A 19,803-nucleotide genomic window follows, 5' to 3' on the forward strand; every position below is an offset into this window, starting at 1 on the left:
GGCAGCAATGGGGTCTATTCGGGCGCACGCGTTCCGGAGCTTTCGATGCCCAAGACCCTCAAGCCGCCCGCCGAGGAAGCCGAAGGCGCCTGCGCCTGCGGCGTGGTCCGCCTGGCCATCGGCGTCCCGGCCCGCTGGGCGTTCCACGACCACTCGGGTGAGGCCCGTCGCGCCCAGGGCTGCGCCTATGTCACCTATGTCGGCAGCTACCGCAGTCGCTTCCGCTGGCTGGCGGGCGAGAACGCCGTCACCCGCTACGAGCACGAGGGGACCACGCGCGGCTTCTGCGGCTGCTGCGGCACGCCGCTGTTCATGGAGCGCAAGCGCTCGCCGACCATGATCAACCTGCCGCGGGCCCTCTTCGAGACCCGTACGGGCCGCGAGCCGCGCTATCACACGTCCCTCGACCAGGCGCCGGACTGGGCCTATGCCGGCGGCAAGCTGATTCCGCTGAAGGGCTATCCCGGCGTGATGTGGGAGCGACCCAAGCCGAAGCGGAAGCGCGCCGCGATCGACGACTTTCTGTGAGCTACCGCTTGAGGCGGAAGACGCCGCAGTCGGCGTCGTGGAAGCGGGCGTCGCGTTCATAGGCGAAGCCGGCCTTGCGCAGCACGGTCTCGGATCCGGCATTGCCCTTCACGACAACGCCGACCAGCTCAGGCGGATCGCACCGGGTCCGCCAGAGCTCGACCAGCGCCGTGGCGATCTCGGTCGCCAAGCCTCGGCCCCAGGCGTCGCGCGCCAGGGCGTAGGCGATCTCGAATTCGCGGGTGTCTTCCAGCTCGATATAGCGCAGCGCCGCCCGGCCCGTGAAGGCGCCGTCCTCGTCGCGCAGGGTCCACAGGCCGACGCCGTGGTCGGCCCAGTGGCGCAGGCCAGTGTCAATATAGGCGTCGGTGGCTTCGGGCGAACGAACGCCGCCCAGGAAGCGCGAGACCTCGGGGTCGAGATGCAGCGCGACCAGGTCATCGCGATCCGTCAGGGAGAGCTTGGAGGCCCGCAGCCTGGCGGTCGCGAACGTCTCCATCAGTCCCGCGCGCCTTCCAGCGCCGCCAGCACGGCCGGCTGCAGCCGCGCCAGTTCTGCCAGGCGCTCGACCAGGGCTTCCTTGCTGTCCACGGCCAGGCCGTCGCGTAGGCGGGCCATGCGGTCGCGGACCTTGGAGAGGTCGGCGGCGTTGGCGGCGGTGACCACGGCCGCCTGGTGCTTGCAGGCGCCGAACTTCTCGAAGCCGGGGCAGGTGCAGGTTCCTTCGCCGGCCGGGGCCCATAGCTGCACGACATAGAGGTCGCCGACGCTGCCGGTGACGTGAGCGGTGACCTTCTCGTCCTCGATCGCCACGAGGTCGACGTCGCCCTTCTCGGCCATGGCCACGCCGGTGTCGAACCAGCGCTCGTCCATCCGCTCCTTCCAGGCGTCGGCGTCAAACAGCTGGCTCATTCCTCGTCCTCGATGCGGTGGATGTCGTCGTCCGACAGGCCGAAATGGTGGCCGATCTCATGGACCAGCACGTGGGTGATCAGGTCGCCGAGGCTGACGTCGCCGCGCTCGGCCCATTCGTCCAAGATCGGGCGGCGATAGAGAAACACCCGCGACGGCTCGGTCCCGTAGTCCAGCACCGAGCGGCGGCCCAGGTCCACGCCCTGGTAGAGGCCGGTCAGCTCGAAGGCGTCCTCGATGCCCAGCGAGTCCAGCACGTCCTCGGATGGGAAATCGTCGACCCGGATCACCACGTCGCCCGACAGCTTGCGAAAGCCGTCGGGCAGGGCGTCGAAGGCCTGCTTGGCCAGGACGGCGAAGTCGTCGAGCGAGGGGGCTAGGCGGGCGGACCAGGTCATGACCTCCCAAATAGAGCGATTGGGGCGGGACGCCACCCAGGCCGGGAAGGAAATCGCGACGGACCGTCACACCCGCCCTTGATCGCGCTCTGGTCATGGCCCGACTAATCTGGGATTCTGATTCGACGATCCGCTGGGGACCCGCCAGGGTAAGCGACGCGCCTGATGACTTCGTACGACCTGATCCTCGCGGCGGCGGCCGGCGCGGTTTGCTTGGCCCTTTGCGTGACCCTGTGGTCGCTGGGCCAGCGCCGGCGCTTCGAGGCGCGCATCGCGGCGCTGAAGGCGCGGCTCGTCCTGCAAGGCGGCGGCGAGGATGACGCGCCGGCCTGGGTCGAGGCGTTCGACGCCGCCGTGCTGGCTGTCGAGGACGGCCAGGCTCGCCTGGCCGCCGGCGCCGAGGGGCTTTCGGCCTGCGCCCAGGTGCTGGGTGTGGCCGCCGAGCCCCAGGCGGTGGTCGCCGCCCTGGCCGCGACCGATCCCGAGAACGCCCACAAGCTGACCGCCCTGTTCGAGCGCGGCGAGGCCTGCGTCTTCGAGGCGCGGGGGAACGGCGGCTGGATCTCGATCGAGGGCCGTTCGGCCGGCGCCCTGGCCTGGCTGCGCCTGGCGCCCGCCAGCGGCGGCGAGGCCGGCCTGCCGTCCGCGCCGCGCTTCGCCGCCTTTGTCGACAGCGTCGCCGAGCCCGCCTGGATCGCCGCCGCCGCCGACGGCCAGCCGACCTGGGCCAACGACGCGTTCGTCCGCGCGGTCGGGGCGACGTCCGCCTCGGCCCAGGCCCTGGCCGGCAAGAGCTTCGATCGCGCCGCCGACGCCCTGGCCATCGAGGCCGCCGAAACGGGCGAGCGCCGGGAGACCCTGCGCTGGATCAACCTGGAGGGCCGCCGTCGGGCGTTCCGCGTCTCGGCCCAGCCGCTGGAAGGCGGTGGGGTGGGGGTGTTCTGTGTCGACGTCACCGAGATCGAGGACGTCCGCGACGCCTTCAAGAAGCATGTCGAGGCCCACGACGAGACCCTGAACCACATCGCCGAGGCGGTGGCGATCTTCAGCCAGACGCGGCGTCTGTCCTACCACAACACCGCCTTCGCCGAGCTGTGGGGCCTGGAGCCGGCCTGGCTGGCCGAGCGGCCGACCCACGGCGAGGTGCTGGACCGTCTGCGCCAGCGTCGCCGCCTGCCTGAGACGATCGACTACGCCGGTTGGAAAGCCGCCGAGCTGACCCGCTACGAGGACCTGGGGCCGCAGGCCGACGACTTGTGGCACCTGCCCGACGGCCGCACGCTGAAGGTCGTGCGCCAGCCCCACCCGCTGGGCGGCATGCTGCTGATCTATTCCGACATCACCGGCGAGCTGCGCCTGAAGGCCCAGTACAACGCCCTGATCCAGGTGCAGCAGGCCACGCTGGATAAGCTGAACGACGCCGTCGCCGTGTTCGGCTCCGACGGCCGCCTGCGGCTGCATAACGAGGCCTTCGAGACCTTCTGGAACGTCAGCGCCTTCGCCCTGGAGGCGGCCGGCGACTTCGAGGGCGTGGTCGAGCTGTGCGTGCCGCGCCTGCATGACCTGGCCTTCTGGCGCGAGCTGAAGGGGCGGGTGGCCGATCCCGATCCGCAGATGCGCGCCCCGACCTCGGGCGAGGTGCGCACCTCGGACGACCGCATCGTCGTCTATCAGAGCCGGCCGCTGCCGGACGGCGCGACCCTGATCGCCTTCGCCGACGTCACCGACACCCGCGACCTGCAAAGCGCCCTGGCCGACCGTTCCGCCGCCCTGGCCGAGGCCGAACGGCTGAAGCGCGACTTCGTCGGCAACGTCTCGTACGAACTGCGCACGCCGCTGACGACGATCATCGGCTATTCCGAGCTGCTGGAGCGCGCCGACGGCATCTCGGAACGTGGCCGCAACCACGTGGCCGCCGTCCGCGCCGCCGCCACCCAGCTGGCCCGCTCGATCGACGACGTGCTGGACATGGCCCAGATCGACGCCGGCGAGATGGCGCTGGAGATCGAGGACATCCGCGTCGCCGACCTGCTGCTGAACGCCCAGGAGCGCGCCTTGAAGGACGCCCAGCTGGGCGCGGTGACGCTTGCCGTCGAGTGCGAGGAAGACGTCGGCCTGATCCGGGGCGACGCCAAGCGCCTGGCCCAGACCCTGGCCCACCTGGTCGACAACGCTCTGCGCCAGACACCGCCCGGCGGCCGCGTGACCCTGCAGGCGCGTCGCGCCCTGGGCGAGGTGCGGCTGGACGTCTCCGACACGGGCCGGGGCGTGCCGTTCCATGTCCAGGCCCACATCTTCGACCGCTTCGTCGGCCGGGATCGTGGCGGTCCGGGCCTGGGCCTGGCCCTGGTCAAGGCTTTGGTCGAGCTACACGGCGGCTGGGTGGCCCTGGAAAGCGAGCCGGGCGCCGGCTCGACTTTCACCTGCCACCTGCCCGAGACCCAGCAGCCGGGCGCCATGCAGCCGGAGCTGGGCTTCTAGTCGGCCGCCTTGGCCGCCTTCGGCCAGGCGCTGACCACGGTTTCGCCGCGCATGACCTGCACCCGGTCGATCCGCGCCGTGACGAAGCACTGCTGGTCCTTGATCCAATTCGGCGTGTAGCCGGTGATCTCCTTGAAGGTCAGCGCGCCGCGATAGCCGCCGCAAAACACCTGCGGCTTCTGGCCCAGATCGGTGATTTCGCCCTCGACCACCAGCGTCAGGTCGCGGGCGAAACGCTCGGCGTGGTCGCGGCGCCCGCGCGCCTGACTGACCTCCAGTGGGGCCATGCCCGCCGGCAGCGCCGAGGGGCCGTTCTCTTCATAGGGAATGGCGAGGCCAAAGCTGATGGCCTTGGTCGAGTCCGCCAGCTGGTAGCTGATGCTGGGCGGCGGCGCGCGGCCAGGCGTCATGCCGATGGCTGCGGACGGCGCCATCAGTCCGATGGGCCGGCCTTCGGCGTCCAACGGTTGTCCTCTGTGGGTTTCGACGTCGAAGAAGAACGACTGCAGCGGCGGCAGGACCTGTAGGCCGCTGTTCTTGAAGCTTCCGAAGTTGCGTTCGGTGATCTCGCCGAACCCGATCGAGGTGACCAAGCTTCCGGTGCGCTTGTCGTATAGCCACCGGCCCGATTGCTTGAAGATCCCGTACTTGCGCGGCTTCTCCTCGACGAAGCGGGTCGTCAGCCGAAAGCGACGGCCGGTCAGGGATGGCGCGGCGGCGCTGGCGGCGGCCTCGACCATGGCTTGGCGCAGGCTCTGCTGGTCCAGAACCGGCCCTTCGTCCATGGAGGTCCCAGCCATGAACAAGGCTGCGGCGAGAAGATATCCTGACATTGAGCGCCCCTTCGCACTCAATCATTGCGCGCGCCAGAGCACGATCTGTCAATCTCCATCGGACATAAAGATATCTTTATGCGTTAATTGCTCGGAAGGGCTCGGGGTTGTATAAGCTCGCCCAGAACTCCCCTACGACTTCAACGACGCAGGAGCCGCACGTGGCCGACTATATCGTCAAGGACATCTCGCTCGCCGACTACGGTCGCAAGGAAATCGCCATCGCCGAGACCGAGATGCCGGGCCTGATGGCCACGCGCGCCGAGTACGGCCCCAAGCAGATCCTGAAGGGCGCCCGCATCGCCGGCAGCCTGCACATGACCATCCAGACCGCGGTGCTGATCGAGACGCTCGTCGCGCTCGGCGCCGAGGTCCGCTGGGCCTCGTGCAACATCTTCTCGACCCAGGATCACGCCGCGGCCGCCATCGCCGCCGCCAACATCCCGGTCTTCGCCTTCAAGGGCGAGAACCTGGTCGAGTACTGGGAATACGCCCACAAGATCTTCGAGTGGCATGACGGCGGCTATCCGAACCTGATCCTCGACGACGGCGGCGACGCCACTCTGCTATGCGTGCTGGGCCCGAAGGCCGAGAAGGATCCGTCGATCCTGAACAATCCGCAGAACGAGGAAGAAGAAGCCCTCTACGCCGTGATGAAGAAGTACCTGGCGGAGAAGCCGGGCTTCTATTCGGCCATCCGCTCGGCCGTCACCGGCGTCTCGGAAGAGACCACCACGGGCGTCCACCGCCTGTACCAGATGGCCCAGAAGGGCGAGCTGCCGTTCCCGGCCATCAACGTCAACGACAGCGTCACCAAGAGCAAGTTCGACAACCTCTATGGCTGCCGTGAATCGCTGGTCGACGCGATCCGTCGCGGCACCGACGTCATGCTGTCGGGCAAGGTCGCGGTGGTCTGCGGCTACGGCGATGTGGGCAAGGGCTCGGCCGCCAGCCTGCGTCAAGGCGGCGCTCGCGTGATCGTCACCGAAGTTGACCCGATCTGCGCCCTGCAGGCGGCGATGGAAGGCTATGAAGTCCAGACCCTGAACGACGTCGCCGACAAGGCTGACATCTTCGTCACGGCGACGGGCAACAAGGACGTCATCACCGTCGACGACATGCGGAAGATGAAAAACAACGCCATCGTCTGCAACATCGGCCACTTCGACAGCGAAATTCAGATCGCCGGCCTGCGCAACTTCAAGTGGGACGAGATCAAGCCGCAGGTCCACCACGTGGAATTCCCGGACGGCAAGAAGCTGATCGTGCTGTCGGAAGGCCGCCTGGTGAACCTGGGCAACGCCACCGGCCACCCCTCGTTCGTGATGTCGGCCTCGTTCACCAACCAGACCCTGGCCCAGATCGAACTGTGGACCAACAAGGCCAAGTACGAGAACCAAGTCTACACCCTGCCCAAGCACCTGGACGAGAAGGTCGCCTTCTTGCACCTGGAAAAGCTGGGCGCGAAGCTGACCCAGCTGCGCAAGGACCAGGCCGACTATATCGGCGTGCCGGAAGCCGGTCCGTTCAAGCCGGACCACTACCGCTACTAAGGCGCGCGCTCGCGCCAGCGTTCGGAGGGCCCGTCGCGCATGCGGCGGGCCCTTCTGCGTTTCAGGGGTCTGGCGCCCTGTTCAAGTCCGCCTCGCTCGGCTAATCGCTTGGCATGCCGCTAGCCCTGATCCTCTCCAGCCATGTCGCCGGCAGTCAGGTCGGCGCGACCGCTCAGGCCGCCGCCTTGGCCCCGTTCGGGATCGACGCGATGGTCGTGCCCACGGTGCTGTTCGGCCGCCATCCCGGCTGGGGCGCGCCCGGCGGCGCGGCGACGCCGATCGAGACCTTCGAGGGCATGCTGGACGGGATCCAGGCCAACGGCCTACTTGGCCTGGTCGACGTGCTGATCACCGGCTACTTCGCCACCGCCGCCCAGGTCCATGGCGCTGCCCGAGCGATCGACGCCGTCCGCGCCGCGCCGCGCGGCAAGGCTTTCACCTCCGCGCCGACCGTCGTCGTCGATCCCACCATGGGCGACGAGGGCAAGGGGCTGTACGTGCCCGCCGAGACCGCCGAAGCGATCGTCGCCGAGCTGGCGCCGCGCGCCGACGTCATCGCCTGCAATGCCTGGGAGCTCGAGCGGCTGACCGGCGCCGACGCCCACGAGCCCATGGCGGCCGCGACCGCCGCGCGGGCGCTGGGCAAGACCACCCTGGTCTCGTCCGTCCGACGCGGCGACGAGATCGGCGCGGTGCTGACCGACGCCGACGAGGCCTGGCTGGCCCTGCACGCCGAGGCCGACCGCGCGCCCAACGGGACGGGCGACCTCCTGACCGCCCTCTACGCCGCCGCCCTGATCGAGGGGCAGACGGCCTCGCACGCCCTGGCGCGGGCCGTCGGCGGCGTGGCCGAGACCGTCGCCGCCGCCAAGCTGTGGAGCGCGCCCGAGCTGCCGATCGTGGCCATGGGCGCGCGGATCAAGCAGACCTCTCCCACCGTCCGCATCGAGCGCTTGGCTTAAGACATGACCGTCGACATCACCGGGCTGTGCCCCGACCGCTTCGCCCGCGTCCGCGACGCCTTCGCGGCCAATTTCGAGAATAACGGCGAACTGGGCGCGCGCTTTTCCTTCGCCCTCGACGGCGAGATCGTCGTCGACCTGATGGGCGGCTTCGCCGATCGCAAGCGCGAGGTCGCGTTCGGTCCCGACACCCTGACGGCCCTGTTCTCGACCACCAAGGCGGTGGCGGCCTTGCTGGTCGCGCGCCTGGTCGACGAGGGGCGCCTGGCCTACGACCAGCCCGTCGCCGACGTCTGGCCCGAGTTCGCCCAGAACGGCAAGGGTGAGGTGACCGTCGAGCAGGCCATGTCGCACCAGGCCGGCCTGTCGGGCTTTCCCGACGAGACCGACCCGGCGATCTGGTTCGACTGGGACGCCACCTGCGCCAAGCTGGCGGCCATGGCCCCGCTGTTTCCGATCGGCTCGGCCAGCGGCTACCACCCGGTGACCTTTGGCTACATCGCCGGCGAGATCTTCCGTCGCGTCGACGGCCGGACCATGGGGACGGCCCTGCGCGAGGACATCGCCGGGCCGCTGGGCCTGGACCTGTGGATCGGCCTGCCCGACAGCGAGCACGGCCGGGTGGCCGAGCTGATGCGCCCGACGGCCCTGCCGCAGTTCGGCGAGATCAACGCCGCCGTCACCGCCGCCTTCCTCAAGCCCTGGTCCTCACCGGGCGGCAAGGGGGCGGCCGAGTGGCGTCGGGTCGAGATCCCCTCGGCCAACGGCCACGCCACCGCGCCCGCCCTGGCCCGCCTGATGGGCGCCCTGGCCAGCGGCGGAAGCCTGGAGGGCCGCTCGATCCTGAACCCGGCCGGAATCAAGGCCGCCAGCGCCGAGCGGATCCGTGGCCGGGACCTCGTCCTGCCCTATGAGATCAGCTGGGGCGCGGGCTTCATGCGCAACGAGCCGAACCTGTTTTACGGCCCGACGGCCGAGGCGTTCGGCCATTCGGGCTGGGGTGGGTCGTGCGCCTTCGCCGACCCGACGCGCGGGGTGTCCGGAGCCTATGTGATGAACAAGCAGGGCGTCGCCCTGATCGGCGACCCGCGCGCTGTGCGCCTGATCGAGGCGGCGTACGCGTCGCTCTAGAGGTCTCGCTTCAGGGATCGTTGAGGCCTAGGCTCTAGCGTCGCCCGGAAAAGGGGAGAGACGCATGGCTTCGATCCGTATCGCCGCGCTGGCGCTGACCGTGTTGACCCTGGCGGGCGCCGCCCGCGCCGAGGAGCGCGATTTCTGTCCCGATCGACCCGGCAAGGGCTCGCCGCCGTGCGTGATGGACAAAGGCCGTTTCCAGGTCGAGGTCAGCGGCGTCGACGCGACGCTCGACAAGAGCGACGGCGTCTCGACCCGTGACATCGCCTATGGCGGGCTGGAGCTACGGTTGGGTCTGACCTCGATGGTCGAGGGGCAGATGTCCTGGACACCCTACGAGCGCGTGCGGACCAAGGACCATGGCGTCGTCTCGACGGTGTCGGGCGCGGGCGACCTTGGCCTGGCCCTGCGGTGGTCGTTGAAGAACCCGGCCGGCGATGGCCTGTCGATCGCCGTCCAGCCATTCGTGACCGCGCCGACCGGGGCGGACGGGATCGGCGGCGGCGAATGGCCGGGCGGGGTGATCGTCCCGGTCTCGATCCCGCTAAACGGCGACTGGTCGCTGAGCCTGTCGCCCGAACTCGACGCCCGGCCCGACGCCGATGGCGCGGGGCGTCACGCCGGATACGCCTTTGCGGGCGGTGTTGGTCGCGCGGTCGGCGCGGTGAGCCTGGGCGCGGAGCTTTGGGTCGATGTCGACGACGACCCCGCCGACCGCGTCACCCAGACCAGTTTCGACCTGACCGCCGCCTGGACGCCCGAGGCCTTGAAGGACGTCCAGTTCGACGCCTCGGCCTATGTCGGCCTCAACCGGCGGACCCCGGACCTGGAGCTGGTGTTCGGCGTGGCGCACCGGTTCTAGGGTTTGGGGTTCTGATGGTGACCAGGCCCACGAGGCCCGCCGCGATCGCCGCCGCGGCGCTGATCCCCATCACCCACGGATAGCCGCCGCCTCCCGGCGCGAAATAGACAAGGCCCAGCACCGCCACGGCCAGCAGCCCCGCGATCCGGGCCACGGCGTTGTTGATGCCGGAGGCGACGCCGGCATGGCTGGAGGGGACCGCCGCCATTACCGTGCTGGTCAGGGGCGCGACGCTGATCGTCATCCCTATGGCCAGCACCAGCAGGCCGGGCAGCACGCCGATCCAGAAGCCGCTGGCGATCCAGGGGCCGCCCAGCATCGCGAAGCCGATCCCGGCGGTGATCGGCCCGACCGTCAGCATGGCCTGCGCGCCGACCTTATTGGCGAGCCGGCCGGCGACGCCCGACAGCGTCCCCATCACCACCGACAGCGGCAACAGGGTCGCGCCGGCCTCGGCGGCCTTGTAGCCGTGCCGGGCGATCAGCTCGTAGGGCAGGAAGAACAGGGCTCCGGTCAGGCCGAAATAGAGGGCCAGGGTCAGGAGGTTGGCGCCGCTGAAGGTCGGCGAGCGATAGAGCGACAGCGGCATCATCGGATGCGTCTCGCGGGCTTGCAGCGCGATGAAGCCGGCCAGGATCGCGACGCCGGCGACAAGGGCGCTCCAGACGGCGGGGCTGGCCCAGCCGCGCTCGCCCGCCGCCGTCAGGCCCCAGGTCAGGGCGCCCAGGCCGGCGGCCGCCAGGATCGCGCCGCGCCAGTCCAGGTGGTCGACGTCGGGATCGCGGCTCTCGGGCACCGCCTTCAGTGTCAGCCAGACGGTGGCGGCGGCGATCGGCAGGTTGATCAGGAAGATGGCGCGCCACGACACCGCGTCGACCAGCCAGCCGCCCAGCACCGGTCCGATGGCGGCGGTCACGGCGGCGAAGCCGGCCCAGGCGCCGATCATCGGGCCTCGCGCCGTCTCGTCGAACGACGCGCCCAGGATGGCCAGGCTGGCCGGCACGACGAAGGCCGCCGCCAGGCCCTGGACGGCGCGGGCGGCGATCAGCAGCTGGACGTTCGGGGCCAGGGCGCAGGCCAGGGAGGCCAGGGCGAACAGGATGACGCCGGCCACGAACATCCGCCGCCGGCCCCAGCGGTCGCCGGCCGAACCGCCGATCAGCACCAGCGCGCCCAGCAGCAGCAGATAGGCGTTGACGATCCACTGGATCTGACCCGGATCGGCCTTCAGCGCCTGGCGGATGGCGGGCAGGGCGACATTGACCACCGAGCCGTCGATGAAGGCCAGGCTGGAGCCCAGCACCGTGGCGGCCAGGATCAGGCGGCCGCGCGCCGGCGAGATCGTCCCGTCGTCCGGAGAAGGTTCAGCGCCGGCCATGGCCACGACCATGGCCCGGCGCAGGGACGTTGGCTAGGCCGGCGACAGCTGACGGGTTTTCTTCCAGGCTCCGTAGGCGAAGGTCGCCACGCCCAGCCAGATGAACACGAACGACAGCGCCCGTAGCGGGGTGAAGGGCTCGCCCAAGGCCACGCCGACCGCGAACTGCAGGGTCGGGGCGATGAACTGCAGGAAGCCCATGGCGCTGAGCGGCATGCGGCGCGCCGACCAGGCGAACAGGGCCAGCGGCACGACGGTCGCGGGACCCGCCAGCAGCAGCAGGGCGGTGACCCCCGGGCTCGCGCCCAGGTGGCCCGCGCCGGTCGCTTGCAGGTGCAGGACATACAGCAGGCCCGGAACCGCCAGATAGGCGCACTCGATGAACAGGCCCGTCTGGGCGTCGGCCTTCACCTGCTTTCGCAGGATGGCGTAGAGGCAGAAGCTGAGCGCCACGCCCAGCGAGATCACCGGCAGGTGGCCCAGGGCGGCGGTCTGGATGGCCACGCCGACCGCGGCCAGGCCGATAGCGATCGCGCCCTCGCGGCTGATCCGCTCGCGAAACAGCAGCGCCCCGGCCGCCACGTTCATCAGCGGGTTGATGTAGTAGCCCAGGCTGGTCTCGATCACGTGGCCGGCGTTGACCGCGAAGACGTAGATCGACCAGTTGACGAAGATCGCCAGGGTCGACAGGGCCAGGACGAACAACGTCTTGGGCTGGCGCAGCACGGCCGCGACCTGGCCGCCCTGACGGGCCAGCAGCACGATCAGCAGCGCCCATGGCGCGGCCCACAGGGTGCGGTGGGCGATCATCTCCCACGAGCCCACGCCCAGGGTCGACAGCAGATGGAAATAGAGCGGCAGGAAGCCCCACAGCGTGTAGCAGCCGACGCCCGCGATCAGGGCCGCGCGTCCTTCGTCTCGGGTCTGGTTCACGTCCGCCGCCATGGCGTGTCGTCCTTGCTAGCGAAAAATCGGGGGCGAAAAGAAAAGGGCTCCCGGGACATCGGTCCCGGGAGCCCTGATTTCCACCCGCTTGTTGCGGAGGTCAGGCCGGGGTCTTCTGCTTGATCAGGCCCTTGTCGTGCAGCAGCTGGGCGATCTGCACGGCGTTCAGGGCCGCGCCCTTGCGCAGGTTGTCGGCGACGCACCAGAGGGCGATGCCGTTCTCGACGGTCGGATCGGTGCGGATGCGCGAGACATAGACCGGGAACTCGCCGGCGCTTTCCTTCGGCGTCATGTAGCCGCCGTCCTCGCGCTTATCGATGACTTCCACGCCGTCGGCGTCGCGCAGGATCTCGCGGACGTCGTCTTCGTCCAGCGGGGTCTCGAACTCGATGTTCACAGACTCGGCGTGGCCGACCATGACCGGCACGCGCACGGCGGTGGCGGTCAGCTTGATCGCCGGATCCAAGATCTTCTTGGTCTCGGCCATCATCTTCCACTCTTCCTTCGTGTAGCCGTCCTCCATGAACACATCGATGTGCGGAATGACGTTGAAGGCGATCTGCTTGGTGAACTTCTTGGGCGGCGGGGCGCCCAGGACGAAGACGCCCTTGGTCTGCTCCCACAGCTCGTCCATGCCTTCCTTGCCCGCGCCGGAGACCGACTGGTAGGTCGAGACGACGACGCGCTTGATCTTGGCTTCGGCATGCAGCGGCGCCAGCACCACGACCAGCTGCGCGGTCGAGCAGTTGGGGTTGGCGATGATGTTCTTCGGCAGCTTGTTGACCGCGTCCGGGTTCACTTCCGGCACGACCAGCGGCACGTCCGGGTCCATGCGGAAGTGGCTGGAATTGTCGATGACGATCGGACCGGCCGCGCCGATCTTCTCGCCCCAGGCCTTGGAGATCGCGCCGCCGGCGCTCATCAGCACGATGTCGACGGTCGAGAAGTCGAACTGCTCAAGGTCCTCGCAGCGGATGATCTCGCTGCCGTAGGAGACTTCCACGCCGATGGACTTGCGGCTGGCGATGGCGTGCATCTTGTCGACCGGGAATTTGACTTCCTCGAGGATGTTGAACATCTCGCGGCCCACATTGCCCGTGGCGCCGACCACGGCGACCCGGTAACCCATCGCGCTCTCCTGAAGACTGCCAACAACGGCTGACGCTCCGCGCATCGCGCGGAGCGGCGTTCCGTACGCCTCATGACCTCCGCGCGCAAGGCGAGGAAAGCTGGCGCGGCGATCAGCCGGGCTTGTCGGCGGCCTTGTCCGGCGTGGCCGGCGCGTCGTCTTCCAGGGTGAAGGTGATCGGCAGGGTGATGACCAGGCCGTCGACCGTGTCGCCCTCCTTGGTCCACGGATTCATGCGCATGACCCCGGCCGCCTTGATCGCCGCCGCGCCGAAGTCCAGGCCGGCCGGACGCTCGCGCACGGCCTGGCAGTTGCTCAGCTCGCCCGTCGCCGTGACGGTGCAGGTGGCCGCCGCCTCGCCGGTGCGGACGCCGGCCTTGATCGCCGCCTCCGGATAGATCGACGCCATGCCCTCGGGCGACAGGGTGCGGATCCATCGCGGCCTGGTCAGCTTGCGGGTGTCGGCCAGGGCCGGGTCTCGGAAGCGGAAGGGCACGTCGATCTTCAGGGCCTTGGCGGCCTTGGCCTCTTCCGGCGCGAGAGTGATGCCGAACGATTTCGACAGCGACTGGGCCGCCTTGCCGAAGCCCTTGCCGCGGGGGTTTTCCGAGATCACGTCACAGCCGCGCAGCCGGCCAGTATGGTGGTCGAGGCCGCAGCGCAGGGCCGCCTGGCCGGAGGTCAGGCCCGCCGCCCCTGCGGCCAGGCCGCGTTGACCTCGGCCTGGGTCGGGACCTGGGTCCACGGCGGGTCGAGAACGACCGAGGTGCTGGTCGTCGTGAAGGAGCGGCTGGGCGCTTCCCAGTTGATCGGGATCGCCACCGTGCCGCCGGGCACGGCCTTGCCGCCGCGGATCTTGGGGGTCATGCGAAGCTGCGGCGTCAGCTGCAGGCCGGCCGCGCCGAAATTGTAGTCCTTGGGCGACTCGCTCAGCACCTTGCAGTTCTGCAGGAAGCCCTCGGTGGTCACCTGGCAGCCGATCGTCGCCTTGCCGGCGACGCCGTCATCGATGGCCTTCTTGGGAAAGACGTTGGCGATGTCCTGGCCGGTCGGCTTGCGCAGCCAGTTGGGATTGGCGTCGCCGGGGGCCAGGAACTCGAAGAAGGTCCGCACCGGCCGCCCAGTCGTCGCTGCGCCGGCGTCGTCGGTGGTCTTGATCCGCTCGTAGCCCACCACCGACAGCGCCGCCTGACCGAAGCCCTGGCCGGCCGGCTCCTCCCTGGCGATCCGGCAATCGACCAGCTTGCCACCGGCGGCGGCCGTGCAGTCCAGGCCGGCCTTGCCGGTGACGGTCGCGCCCTTGGGATAGGCGGCCTTCATCTTGTCGCGGGGAACCGTGACCGTGAAGTGCGGTCGCCAGCCGCCGCCCGGCGCGCGGGCCAGGTCGTCCTCGTCCTCGGCCCGGACCTGATGGGCGAACGCAACCGAAAGGCCGGCCATGAGCGAGACCAGCAGCAGCTTACGCGACAGCACGATGAGACCCCGAGCAAGGGGCGGCGCGCGACCCCTTCGGCGCTCGACCCTAGGTCGAGGATAGGGCAGTCATTCGCCTCTCGCCAGAGGGTTTCCGACGCGCGCCGAGGTCCCTATGTTGCCGGCCATGACCGACGTCGCCGCGCCCCCGCTTCCGAACGCTTCCGAACTGACCCAGGACGGCCCCGCCGTCCGGCTCTTTCTCGTCGACGGCTCGGCCTATCTGTTCCGCGCCTACCACGCCCTGCCGCCGTTGACCCGCAAGAGCGACGGCCTGCCGGTAGGCGCCGTCCAGGGCTTCTGCAACATGCTGTGGAAGCTGATGCGCGACATGCAGGGCGACACGCCCACGCATCTGGCGGTCATCTGGGACCACTCCGAGAAGACGTTCCGCAACACGCTCTACGACAAGTACAAGGCCCACCGTCCGCCGCCGCCAGAGGACCTGATCCCGCAGTTCCCGCTGGTGCGCGAGGCGACGCTGGCGTTCGGCGTGCCGGCCATCGAGCTGCCGGGCTACGAGGCCGACGACCTGATCGCCGCCTATGCCTGCAAGGCGCGCGAAGTGGGCGGCGAAGCGGTGATCGTCTCGTCCGACAAGGACCTGATGCAACTGGTCGGCGACGGCGTCTCGATGTTCGATCCGATGAAGGGCGTGCGCATCGAGCGCGAGCAGGTGTTCGAGAAATTCGGCGTCTATCCCGAGCGGGTGGTCGACGTGCAGGCCCTGTGCGGCGACAGCGTCGACAACGTTCCGGGCGCGCCGGGCATCGGCATCAAGACCGCCGCCCAGCTGATCAACGAATATGGCGACCTGGACACGCTGCTGGCTCGCGCCGGCGAGATCAAGCAGCCCAAGCGTCGCGAGACCCTGATCGAGTTCGCCGACCAGATCCGTCTGTCGCGGGCCCTGGTGAAGCTGGACTGCGATACGCCGCTGCCCCAGCCGCTGGACGAACTGACCGTGCGCGAGCCGGACAAGGCGGTGCTGGCCGCCTTCCTCGAGCAGATGGAGTTCCGGACCCTGGCCCGCCGGGTCGGCGATGGCTCGGCCGCCGCGGCGCCGGGCAATCTGGAGCGAGCCCCTGGTCTTGGCGGCGGGGCCCAGCCCAAGGCGCCGGTCAGCACGGTGTCGTACATGGGGGCGGCCGCCCGCGCCGCCGCCAACCCGGTCGCCGAGCCGGTCAGCATCGACCACGCCGCCTATGTCTGCGTCCGCGACCTGGACACCCTGCGCGCTTGGGTGGCCAAGGCCACGGCCAAGGGCGTGGTGGCCTTCGACACCGAGACAGACGCCCTGTCCTCGGCCAATGCCGGCCTGTGCGGCGTGTCGCTGGCGGTCACGGCGGGCGAGGCCTGCTACATCCCGATCAGCCATTGCGAGAAGGCCGACGGCCTGGCCTTCGAGGCTCCCGCAGACATCGAGCAGATCCCGCTGGCTGACGTCATCGCCACCCTCAAGCCGCTGCTCGAGGATCCGGCGGTGCTGAAGGTGGCCCAGAACGCCAAGTATGACATCGCCGTGCTGGCGCGCCACGGCATCCAGGTGGCGCCGATCGACGACACCATGCTGATCTCCTACGTGCTGGAGGCCGGCGAGCACGGCCACGGCATGGACGAGCTCTCGGAGCTGCACCTGGGCCACAAGCCCATCCCGTTCAAGCAGGTCTGCGGCGCGGGCAAGGGCCAGATCAGCTTCAAGCACGTGGCCCTGCCCGAGGCGACGGCCTATGCCGCCGAGGACGCCGATGTCACCCTGCGCCTGTGGGAGATCCTGAAGCCCCGCCTGGCGCGCGCGGGTCTGTCGACCGTCTACGAGACCCTGGAGCGGCCGATGCCGTCGGTGCTGGCGGCGATGGAGAACGAGGGCGTCCGTGTCGATCCCGAGGCCCTGCGCCTGCTGTCCAACGAGTTCTCGCTGCGCATGGCCCAGTTCGAGGCTCGCGCCCAGGAACTGGTCGGCCGCCCCTTCAACCTGGGCAGCCCCAAGCAGATCGGCGACGTGCTGTTCGGCGAGATGAGCCTGAAGGGCGGCAAGAAGACCGCCACCGGCCAATGGTCGACCGACAGCGACGTGCTGGAGAGCCTGGCGCTGGAGCACGAGCTGCCGCGCGTGCTGCTGGACTGGCGCCAGCTGTCGAAGCTGAAGGGCACCTATACCGAGAACCTGATCGCCGCGATCGCCGAGCGCACGGGCCGGGTCCACACCTCCTACGCCCTGGCCGCGACGACGACCGGGCGGCTGTCGTCGTCCGATCCCAACCTGCAGAACATCCCGGTCCGCACCGAGGAAGGCCGCAAGATCCGCAAGGCGTTCATCGCCGCGCCGGGCAAGGTGCTGATCAGCGCCGACTACAGCCAGATCGAGCTGCGCCTGCTGGCCCACATCGGCGACATCCCGCAGCTGAAGAAGGCCTTCCAGGAGGGCCTCGACATCCACGCCATGACGGCCTCCGAGATGTTCGACACGCCGATCGAGGGCATGGACCCGATGATCCGCCGCCGGGCCAAGGCCATCAACTTCGGCATCGTCTACGGCATCAGCGCCTTCGGCCTGGCCAACCAGCTGGGCATCGGCCAGGGCGAGGCCGGGGCCTATATCAAGACCTATTTCGAGCGCTTCCCCGGTATCCAGGCCTATATGGATGCGACCAAGGCCTTCGTGCGCGAGCACGGCTATGTCACGACCATCTTCGGTCGGAAGATCAACATTCCGGAGATCCAGTCGAAGTCGGTCGGCCAGCGCCAGTTCGCCGAGCGAGCGGCGATCAACGCCCCTATCCAGGGCGCGGCCGCCGACGTCATGCGCCGGGCGATGATCCGCATGCCCGCCGCCCTGGAGGCCGCCGGCCTCGAGGCCAAGATGCTGCTGCAGGTTCACGACGAACTGGTGTTCGAGACGCCGGCGGGCGAGGCCGACCGCGCCTGCGACGTGGTCCGGGCCGTCATGGAAAAGGCCGCCGAGCCGGCCGTGGCCCTGTCCGTGCCGCTCACGGTCGAGGCTCGGGCCGCGCTCAACTGGGACGAAGCGCACTAAATGTAAAATTTCGCGGATTCGTCAAAACTGCGACATCGCGTCACGCCAGGGTTAATGCCCCGGCAATGGTTGTGGGCTCACTGCTTGGGTGACGCCCGCAAACCCTAGTATAGTTTCAAAGAGTAGCGTTATTCGAGGTTTAGCGGTCGTCGTCCACGAGACGAGGAGCCCGCCCGTGTCCATTGGCGACCTGAAGATTCCCCACAAGCTGATGGCGGTGTTCGCCGTCATGCTCACCACGATCATGCTGATGGGCGTGGTTCTCTACGTCAACAAGGTGAGCCTTGGACACTCCGTCGAACGCACCGAGCGTGCGTATGAGATGCTGCGCCAGGCGGATACGGCGGCCTTCCGCCTGACCCGCCAAGAGAACTCGCTGCGCGGCTTCCTGCTGTCGGGCGACAACTACTACGTCAAGCGCCTGGAAGAGGCGCACAAGCCCAAGTTCCTGAAGGCGCTGGACGAACTGCGCACCCTAGCCGACGGCGACCAGGAGGACCTGGGTCGCATCGCGGCGGTCGACGCCGCCTACGCCAACTATCGCAAGCTGGCCATCGAGCCCGGCGAGCGCCTGGGCGCCGATCCGGCCACTCGCCCGCAAGCCGTCGAGCTGGTCAAGAACGACGGCGTCGCCGACAAGGCCGTCACGCCGGTCGAGGACGCGATCGAAGCCATCACCAAGAACGCCGAGGCGGAACTGAAGGCGGAAGCCGCCGCTCAGAAGAAGGCCTCGACGGAATCGACCCTGGCCCTGGCCGTCGGCATCCTGATCACCGCCGGCATCGCCATTGGCGGCGGCCTGCTGCTGACCGGCGCCATCGCGGGACCCGTCTCGGCCATGACCAACGCCATGCGGCGTCTGGCCGCCGGCGACAACACCGTGGCCGTGCCGGCCCAGGGCCGCAAGGACGAGATCGGCGACATGGCCGGCGCCGTCGCCTTCTTCAAGGACGCCGCGATCGAGAAGATCCGCGTCGAGCGTCAGGCCGCCGAGCACCGCGATGCCGCCGACAGCGAACGCGCCGCCAACGAGGCCGAGAAGGCCGAGGCCGCCCGCGAGGACGCCGTCGCGATCACGGCGCTGAACGAGGCGCTGGACCTTCTGGCCGCCGGCGACCTGACCCATCGCATCAACACGCCGTTCGCGCCGAAGACCGAGAGCCTGCGGACCAATTTCAACGCCGCCGCCGACCGCATGCAGCAGGCGATCCAGGCGATCGGCTCCGCCACCGGCGGGGTCAACAGCGGCTCGGACGAAATCGCCGAGGCCTCGGACAACCTGTCGCGCCGCACCGAGCAGCAGGCCGCCAGCCTGGAAGAGACCGCCGCCGCCCTGGACGAGATCACCGCCACGGTCCGCAAGACCGCTTCGGGCGCCAAGGAAGCCTCGCAGGTCGTGGCCACCGCCCGCGCCGACGCCGAGCGCTCGGGCCGCATCGTCAGCCAGGCCGTTTCGGCCATGACCGAGATCGAGACCTCGTCCAACCAGGTCAGCCAGATCATCGGCGTCATCGACGAGATCGCCTTCCAGACCAACCTTCTGGCTCTGAACGCCGGCGTCGAGGCGGCGCGGGCGGGTGAAGCCGGCCGCGGCTTCGCGGTCGTCGCCCAGGAGGTCCGGGCCCTGGCTCAGCGCTCGGCCGACGCGGCCAAGGAGATCAAGACCCTGATCTCGACCTCGACCGCCCAGGTCGAGGCTGGGGTGGACCTGGTCGGCCAGACCGGCGAGGCCCTGGGCCGCATCGTCGAACAGGTCGCCTCGATCGACACCCTGATGCAGGAAATCTCGGCCTCGACCACGGAACAGGCCACCGGCCTCAACGAGGTCAACGGCGCGGTGAATCAGATGGACCAGGTCGTCCAGCAGAACGCCGCCATGGTGGAAGAGGCCACTGCCGCCACCCACTCGCTGAAGAACGAAGCCAAGTCGCTGGCCGAGATGGTGGCGCGCTTCCGCGTGACCCAGGGGCAGGCCGTCGCCGCGGCCGCACCGCCACGTCCCGCCACTCGCCTGGCGCCGCCGATGGTCTCCAAGGCCAAGCCGGCCTCGCGCCCATCCGCGCCGGCCTCTCGCGGCAACACCGCCTTGGCGGTCAGCGAGGACTGGGAAGAGTTCTGATCGCCGCTATCGGGCGCTACGAGACTTCAAGCAGGCTCTCCGGGAAACCGGGGAGCCTT

At 69.3% G+C, this 19,803-nt stretch carries 17 protein-coding genes; 8 read left to right on the plus strand and 9 right to left on the minus strand.

Annotated elements, in window-relative coordinates; translation table 11 throughout:
- The first annotated feature begins 45 nt into the window (after positions 1 to 45).
- Positions 46 to 528 (plus strand): GFA family protein, encoded by a 483-nt coding sequence (locus tag MZV50_RS01565; RefSeq protein ID WP_252632678.1) that lies wholly within the window; start codon positions 46 to 48, stop codon positions 526 to 528.
- Position 529: 1 nt separating this feature from the next.
- On the opposite strand, the gene MZV50_RS01570 is transcribed toward MZV50_RS01565, so the two are convergent.
- Genes MZV50_RS01570 through MZV50_RS01580 form a run of 3 tightly spaced genes read right to left on the minus strand, consistent with a single transcriptional unit; the run spans position 530 to position 1,838 of the window.
- Positions 530 to 1,027 carry a GNAT family N-acetyltransferase gene (locus MZV50_RS01570; RefSeq protein WP_252632680.1) on the minus strand — a complete coding sequence of 166 codons (498 nt, stop codon included), beginning with the start codon at positions 1,025 to 1,027 and terminating at the stop codon, positions 530 to 532.
- On the minus strand, positions 1,027 to 1,440 hold the full coding sequence (locus MZV50_RS01575) for an SWIM zinc finger family protein (RefSeq protein WP_252632682.1): 414 nt from the start codon (positions 1,438 to 1,440) through the stop codon (positions 1,027 to 1,029). The genes MZV50_RS01570 and MZV50_RS01575 overlap by 1 nt, the downstream gene beginning before the upstream one ends.
- On the minus strand, positions 1,437 to 1,838 hold the full coding sequence (locus MZV50_RS01580; RefSeq protein ID WP_252632683.1) for a metallopeptidase family protein: 402 nt from the start codon (positions 1,836 to 1,838) through the stop codon (positions 1,437 to 1,439). Before MZV50_RS01580 ends, MZV50_RS01575 begins: the two co-directional genes overlap by 4 nt.
- Positions 1,839 to 2,003: 165 nt before the next feature.
- Between MZV50_RS01580 and divL the strand changes: the two genes are divergently transcribed.
- Complete coding sequence (gene divL / locus MZV50_RS01585; protein ID WP_252632684.1) at positions 2,004 to 4,319, plus strand: cell cycle protein kinase DivL; 2,316 nt, start codon at positions 2,004 to 2,006, stop codon at positions 4,317 to 4,319.
- Here the strand turns inward: divL and MZV50_RS01590 are convergent.
- Positions 4,316 to 5,119, minus strand: a complete 804-nt coding sequence (locus MZV50_RS01590; protein ID WP_252632685.1) for a hypothetical protein — start codon at positions 5,117 to 5,119, stop codon at positions 4,316 to 4,318. The genes divL and MZV50_RS01590 overlap by 4 nt on opposite strands.
- 194 nt (positions 5,120 to 5,313) lie before the next feature.
- On the opposite strand from MZV50_RS01590, the gene ahcY reads away from it, so the two are divergent.
- The 4 genes from ahcY to MZV50_RS01610 all read left to right on the plus strand — a co-directional run bounded on the left by ahcY (position 5,314) and on the right by MZV50_RS01610 (position 9,663).
- The gene (gene ahcY / locus MZV50_RS01595; protein ID WP_252632686.1) at positions 5,314 to 6,705 is read left to right on the plus strand and encodes an adenosylhomocysteinase; all 1,392 of its coding nucleotides are present in this window, start codon (positions 5,314 to 5,316) and stop codon (positions 6,703 to 6,705) included.
- Between the two features lie 113 nt (positions 6,706 to 6,818).
- On the plus strand, positions 6,819 to 7,667 hold the full coding sequence (locus tag MZV50_RS01600) for a bifunctional hydroxymethylpyrimidine kinase/phosphomethylpyrimidine kinase (protein WP_252632687.1): 849 nt from the start codon (positions 6,819 to 6,821) through the stop codon (positions 7,665 to 7,667).
- A gap of 3 nt (positions 7,668 to 7,670) precedes the next feature.
- Positions 7,671 to 8,798, plus strand: a complete 1,128-nt coding sequence (locus MZV50_RS01605) for a serine hydrolase domain-containing protein (RefSeq protein ID WP_252632688.1) — start codon at positions 7,671 to 7,673, stop codon at positions 8,796 to 8,798.
- A gap of 64 nt (positions 8,799 to 8,862) precedes the next feature.
- On the plus strand, positions 8,863 to 9,663 hold the full coding sequence (locus MZV50_RS01610; protein WP_252632689.1) for a transporter: 801 nt from the start codon (positions 8,863 to 8,865) through the stop codon (positions 9,661 to 9,663).
- On the opposite strand, the gene MZV50_RS01615 is transcribed toward MZV50_RS01610, so the two are convergent.
- From MZV50_RS01615 to MZV50_RS01635, 5 genes are all read right to left on the minus strand, one after another.
- Positions 9,608 to 11,041 carry an MFS transporter gene (locus MZV50_RS01615; RefSeq protein WP_252632691.1) on the minus strand — a complete coding sequence of 478 codons (1,434 nt, stop codon included), beginning with the start codon at positions 11,039 to 11,041 and terminating at the stop codon, positions 9,608 to 9,610. The genes MZV50_RS01610 and MZV50_RS01615 overlap by 56 nt on opposite strands.
- A gap of 33 nt (positions 11,042 to 11,074) precedes the next feature.
- Entirely contained in the window at positions 11,075 to 11,986 is a 912-nt protein-coding gene (gene rarD / locus MZV50_RS01620; protein ID WP_252632692.1) for an EamA family transporter RarD, read from the minus strand.
- A 100-nt stretch (positions 11,987 to 12,086) separates the two neighbouring features.
- Positions 12,087 to 13,115, minus strand: coding sequence for an aspartate-semialdehyde dehydrogenase (locus MZV50_RS01625; RefSeq protein ID WP_252632693.1), 1,029 nt, complete (start codon positions 13,113 to 13,115; stop codon positions 12,087 to 12,089).
- A 112-nt stretch (positions 13,116 to 13,227) separates the two neighbouring features.
- Positions 13,228 to 13,860 (minus strand): TonB family protein, encoded by a 633-nt coding sequence (locus MZV50_RS01630; RefSeq protein WP_252632694.1) that lies wholly within the window; start codon positions 13,858 to 13,860, stop codon positions 13,228 to 13,230.
- A complete protein-coding gene (locus MZV50_RS01635; RefSeq protein WP_252632695.1) occupies positions 13,797 to 14,588 on the minus strand; it encodes a TonB family protein in 792 nt (263 codons plus the stop codon). Before MZV50_RS01635 ends, MZV50_RS01630 begins: the two co-directional genes overlap by 64 nt.
- 127 nt (positions 14,589 to 14,715) lie before the next feature.
- On the opposite strand from MZV50_RS01635, the gene polA reads away from it, so the two are divergent.
- Together polA and MZV50_RS01645 are read left to right on the plus strand one after the other, a co-directional pair.
- Positions 14,716 to 17,625, plus strand: coding sequence for a DNA polymerase I (polA, locus tag MZV50_RS01640; protein ID WP_252635153.1), 2,910 nt, complete (start codon positions 14,716 to 14,718; stop codon positions 17,623 to 17,625).
- Positions 17,626 to 17,800: 175 nt separating this feature from the next.
- Positions 17,801 to 19,744: a methyl-accepting chemotaxis protein gene (locus MZV50_RS01645; protein ID WP_252632696.1), complete on the plus strand. Its 1,944-nt coding sequence runs from the start codon at positions 17,801 to 17,803 to the stop codon at positions 19,742 to 19,744.
- The last annotated feature ends 59 nt before the right edge of the window (positions 19,745 to 19,803 follow it).

This window comes from Caulobacter segnis, assembly GCF_023935105.1.
GTDB lineage: Bacteria > Pseudomonadota > Alphaproteobacteria > Caulobacterales > Caulobacteraceae > Caulobacter > Caulobacter segnis_B.

Excerpts from the sequence above, each read along its gene's own strand:
- MZV50_RS01565 (WP_252632678.1), top strand. The coding sequence starts at position 46 with ATGCCCAAGACCCTCAAGCCGCCCGCCGAGGAAGCCGAAGGCGCCTGC.
- MZV50_RS01570 (WP_252632680.1), bottom strand. The coding sequence starts at position 1,027 with ATGGAGACGTTCGCGACCGCCAGGCTGCGGGCCTCCAAGCTCTCCCTG.
- MZV50_RS01575 (WP_252632682.1), bottom strand. The coding sequence starts at position 1,440 with ATGAGCCAGCTGTTTGACGCCGACGCCTGGAAGGAGCGGATGGACGAG.
- MZV50_RS01580 (WP_252632683.1), bottom strand. The coding sequence starts at position 1,838 with ATGACCTGGTCCGCCCGCCTAGCCCCCTCGCTCGACGACTTCGCCGTC.
- divL (WP_252632684.1), top strand. The coding sequence starts at position 2,004 with ATGACTTCGTACGACCTGATCCTCGCGGCGGCGGCCGGCGCGGTTTGC.
- MZV50_RS01590 (WP_252632685.1), bottom strand. The coding sequence starts at position 5,119 with ATGGCTGGGACCTCCATGGACGAAGGGCCGGTTCTGGACCAGCAGAGC.
- MZV50_RS01600 (WP_252632687.1), top strand. The coding sequence starts at position 6,819 with ATGCCGCTAGCCCTGATCCTCTCCAGCCATGTCGCCGGCAGTCAGGTC.
- MZV50_RS01605 (WP_252632688.1), top strand. The coding sequence starts at position 7,671 with ATGACCGTCGACATCACCGGGCTGTGCCCCGACCGCTTCGCCCGCGTC.
- MZV50_RS01610 (WP_252632689.1), top strand. The coding sequence starts at position 8,863 with ATGGCTTCGATCCGTATCGCCGCGCTGGCGCTGACCGTGTTGACCCTG.
- MZV50_RS01615 (WP_252632691.1), bottom strand. The coding sequence starts at position 11,041 with ATGGCCGGCGCTGAACCTTCTCCGGACGACGGGACGATCTCGCCGGCG.
- rarD (WP_252632692.1), bottom strand. The coding sequence starts at position 11,986 with ATGGCGGCGGACGTGAACCAGACCCGAGACGAAGGACGCGCGGCCCTG.
- MZV50_RS01625 (WP_252632693.1), bottom strand. The coding sequence starts at position 13,115 with ATGGGTTACCGGGTCGCCGTGGTCGGCGCCACGGGCAATGTGGGCCGC.
- polA (WP_252635153.1), top strand. The coding sequence starts at position 14,716 with ATGACCGACGTCGCCGCGCCCCCGCTTCCGAACGCTTCCGAACTGACC.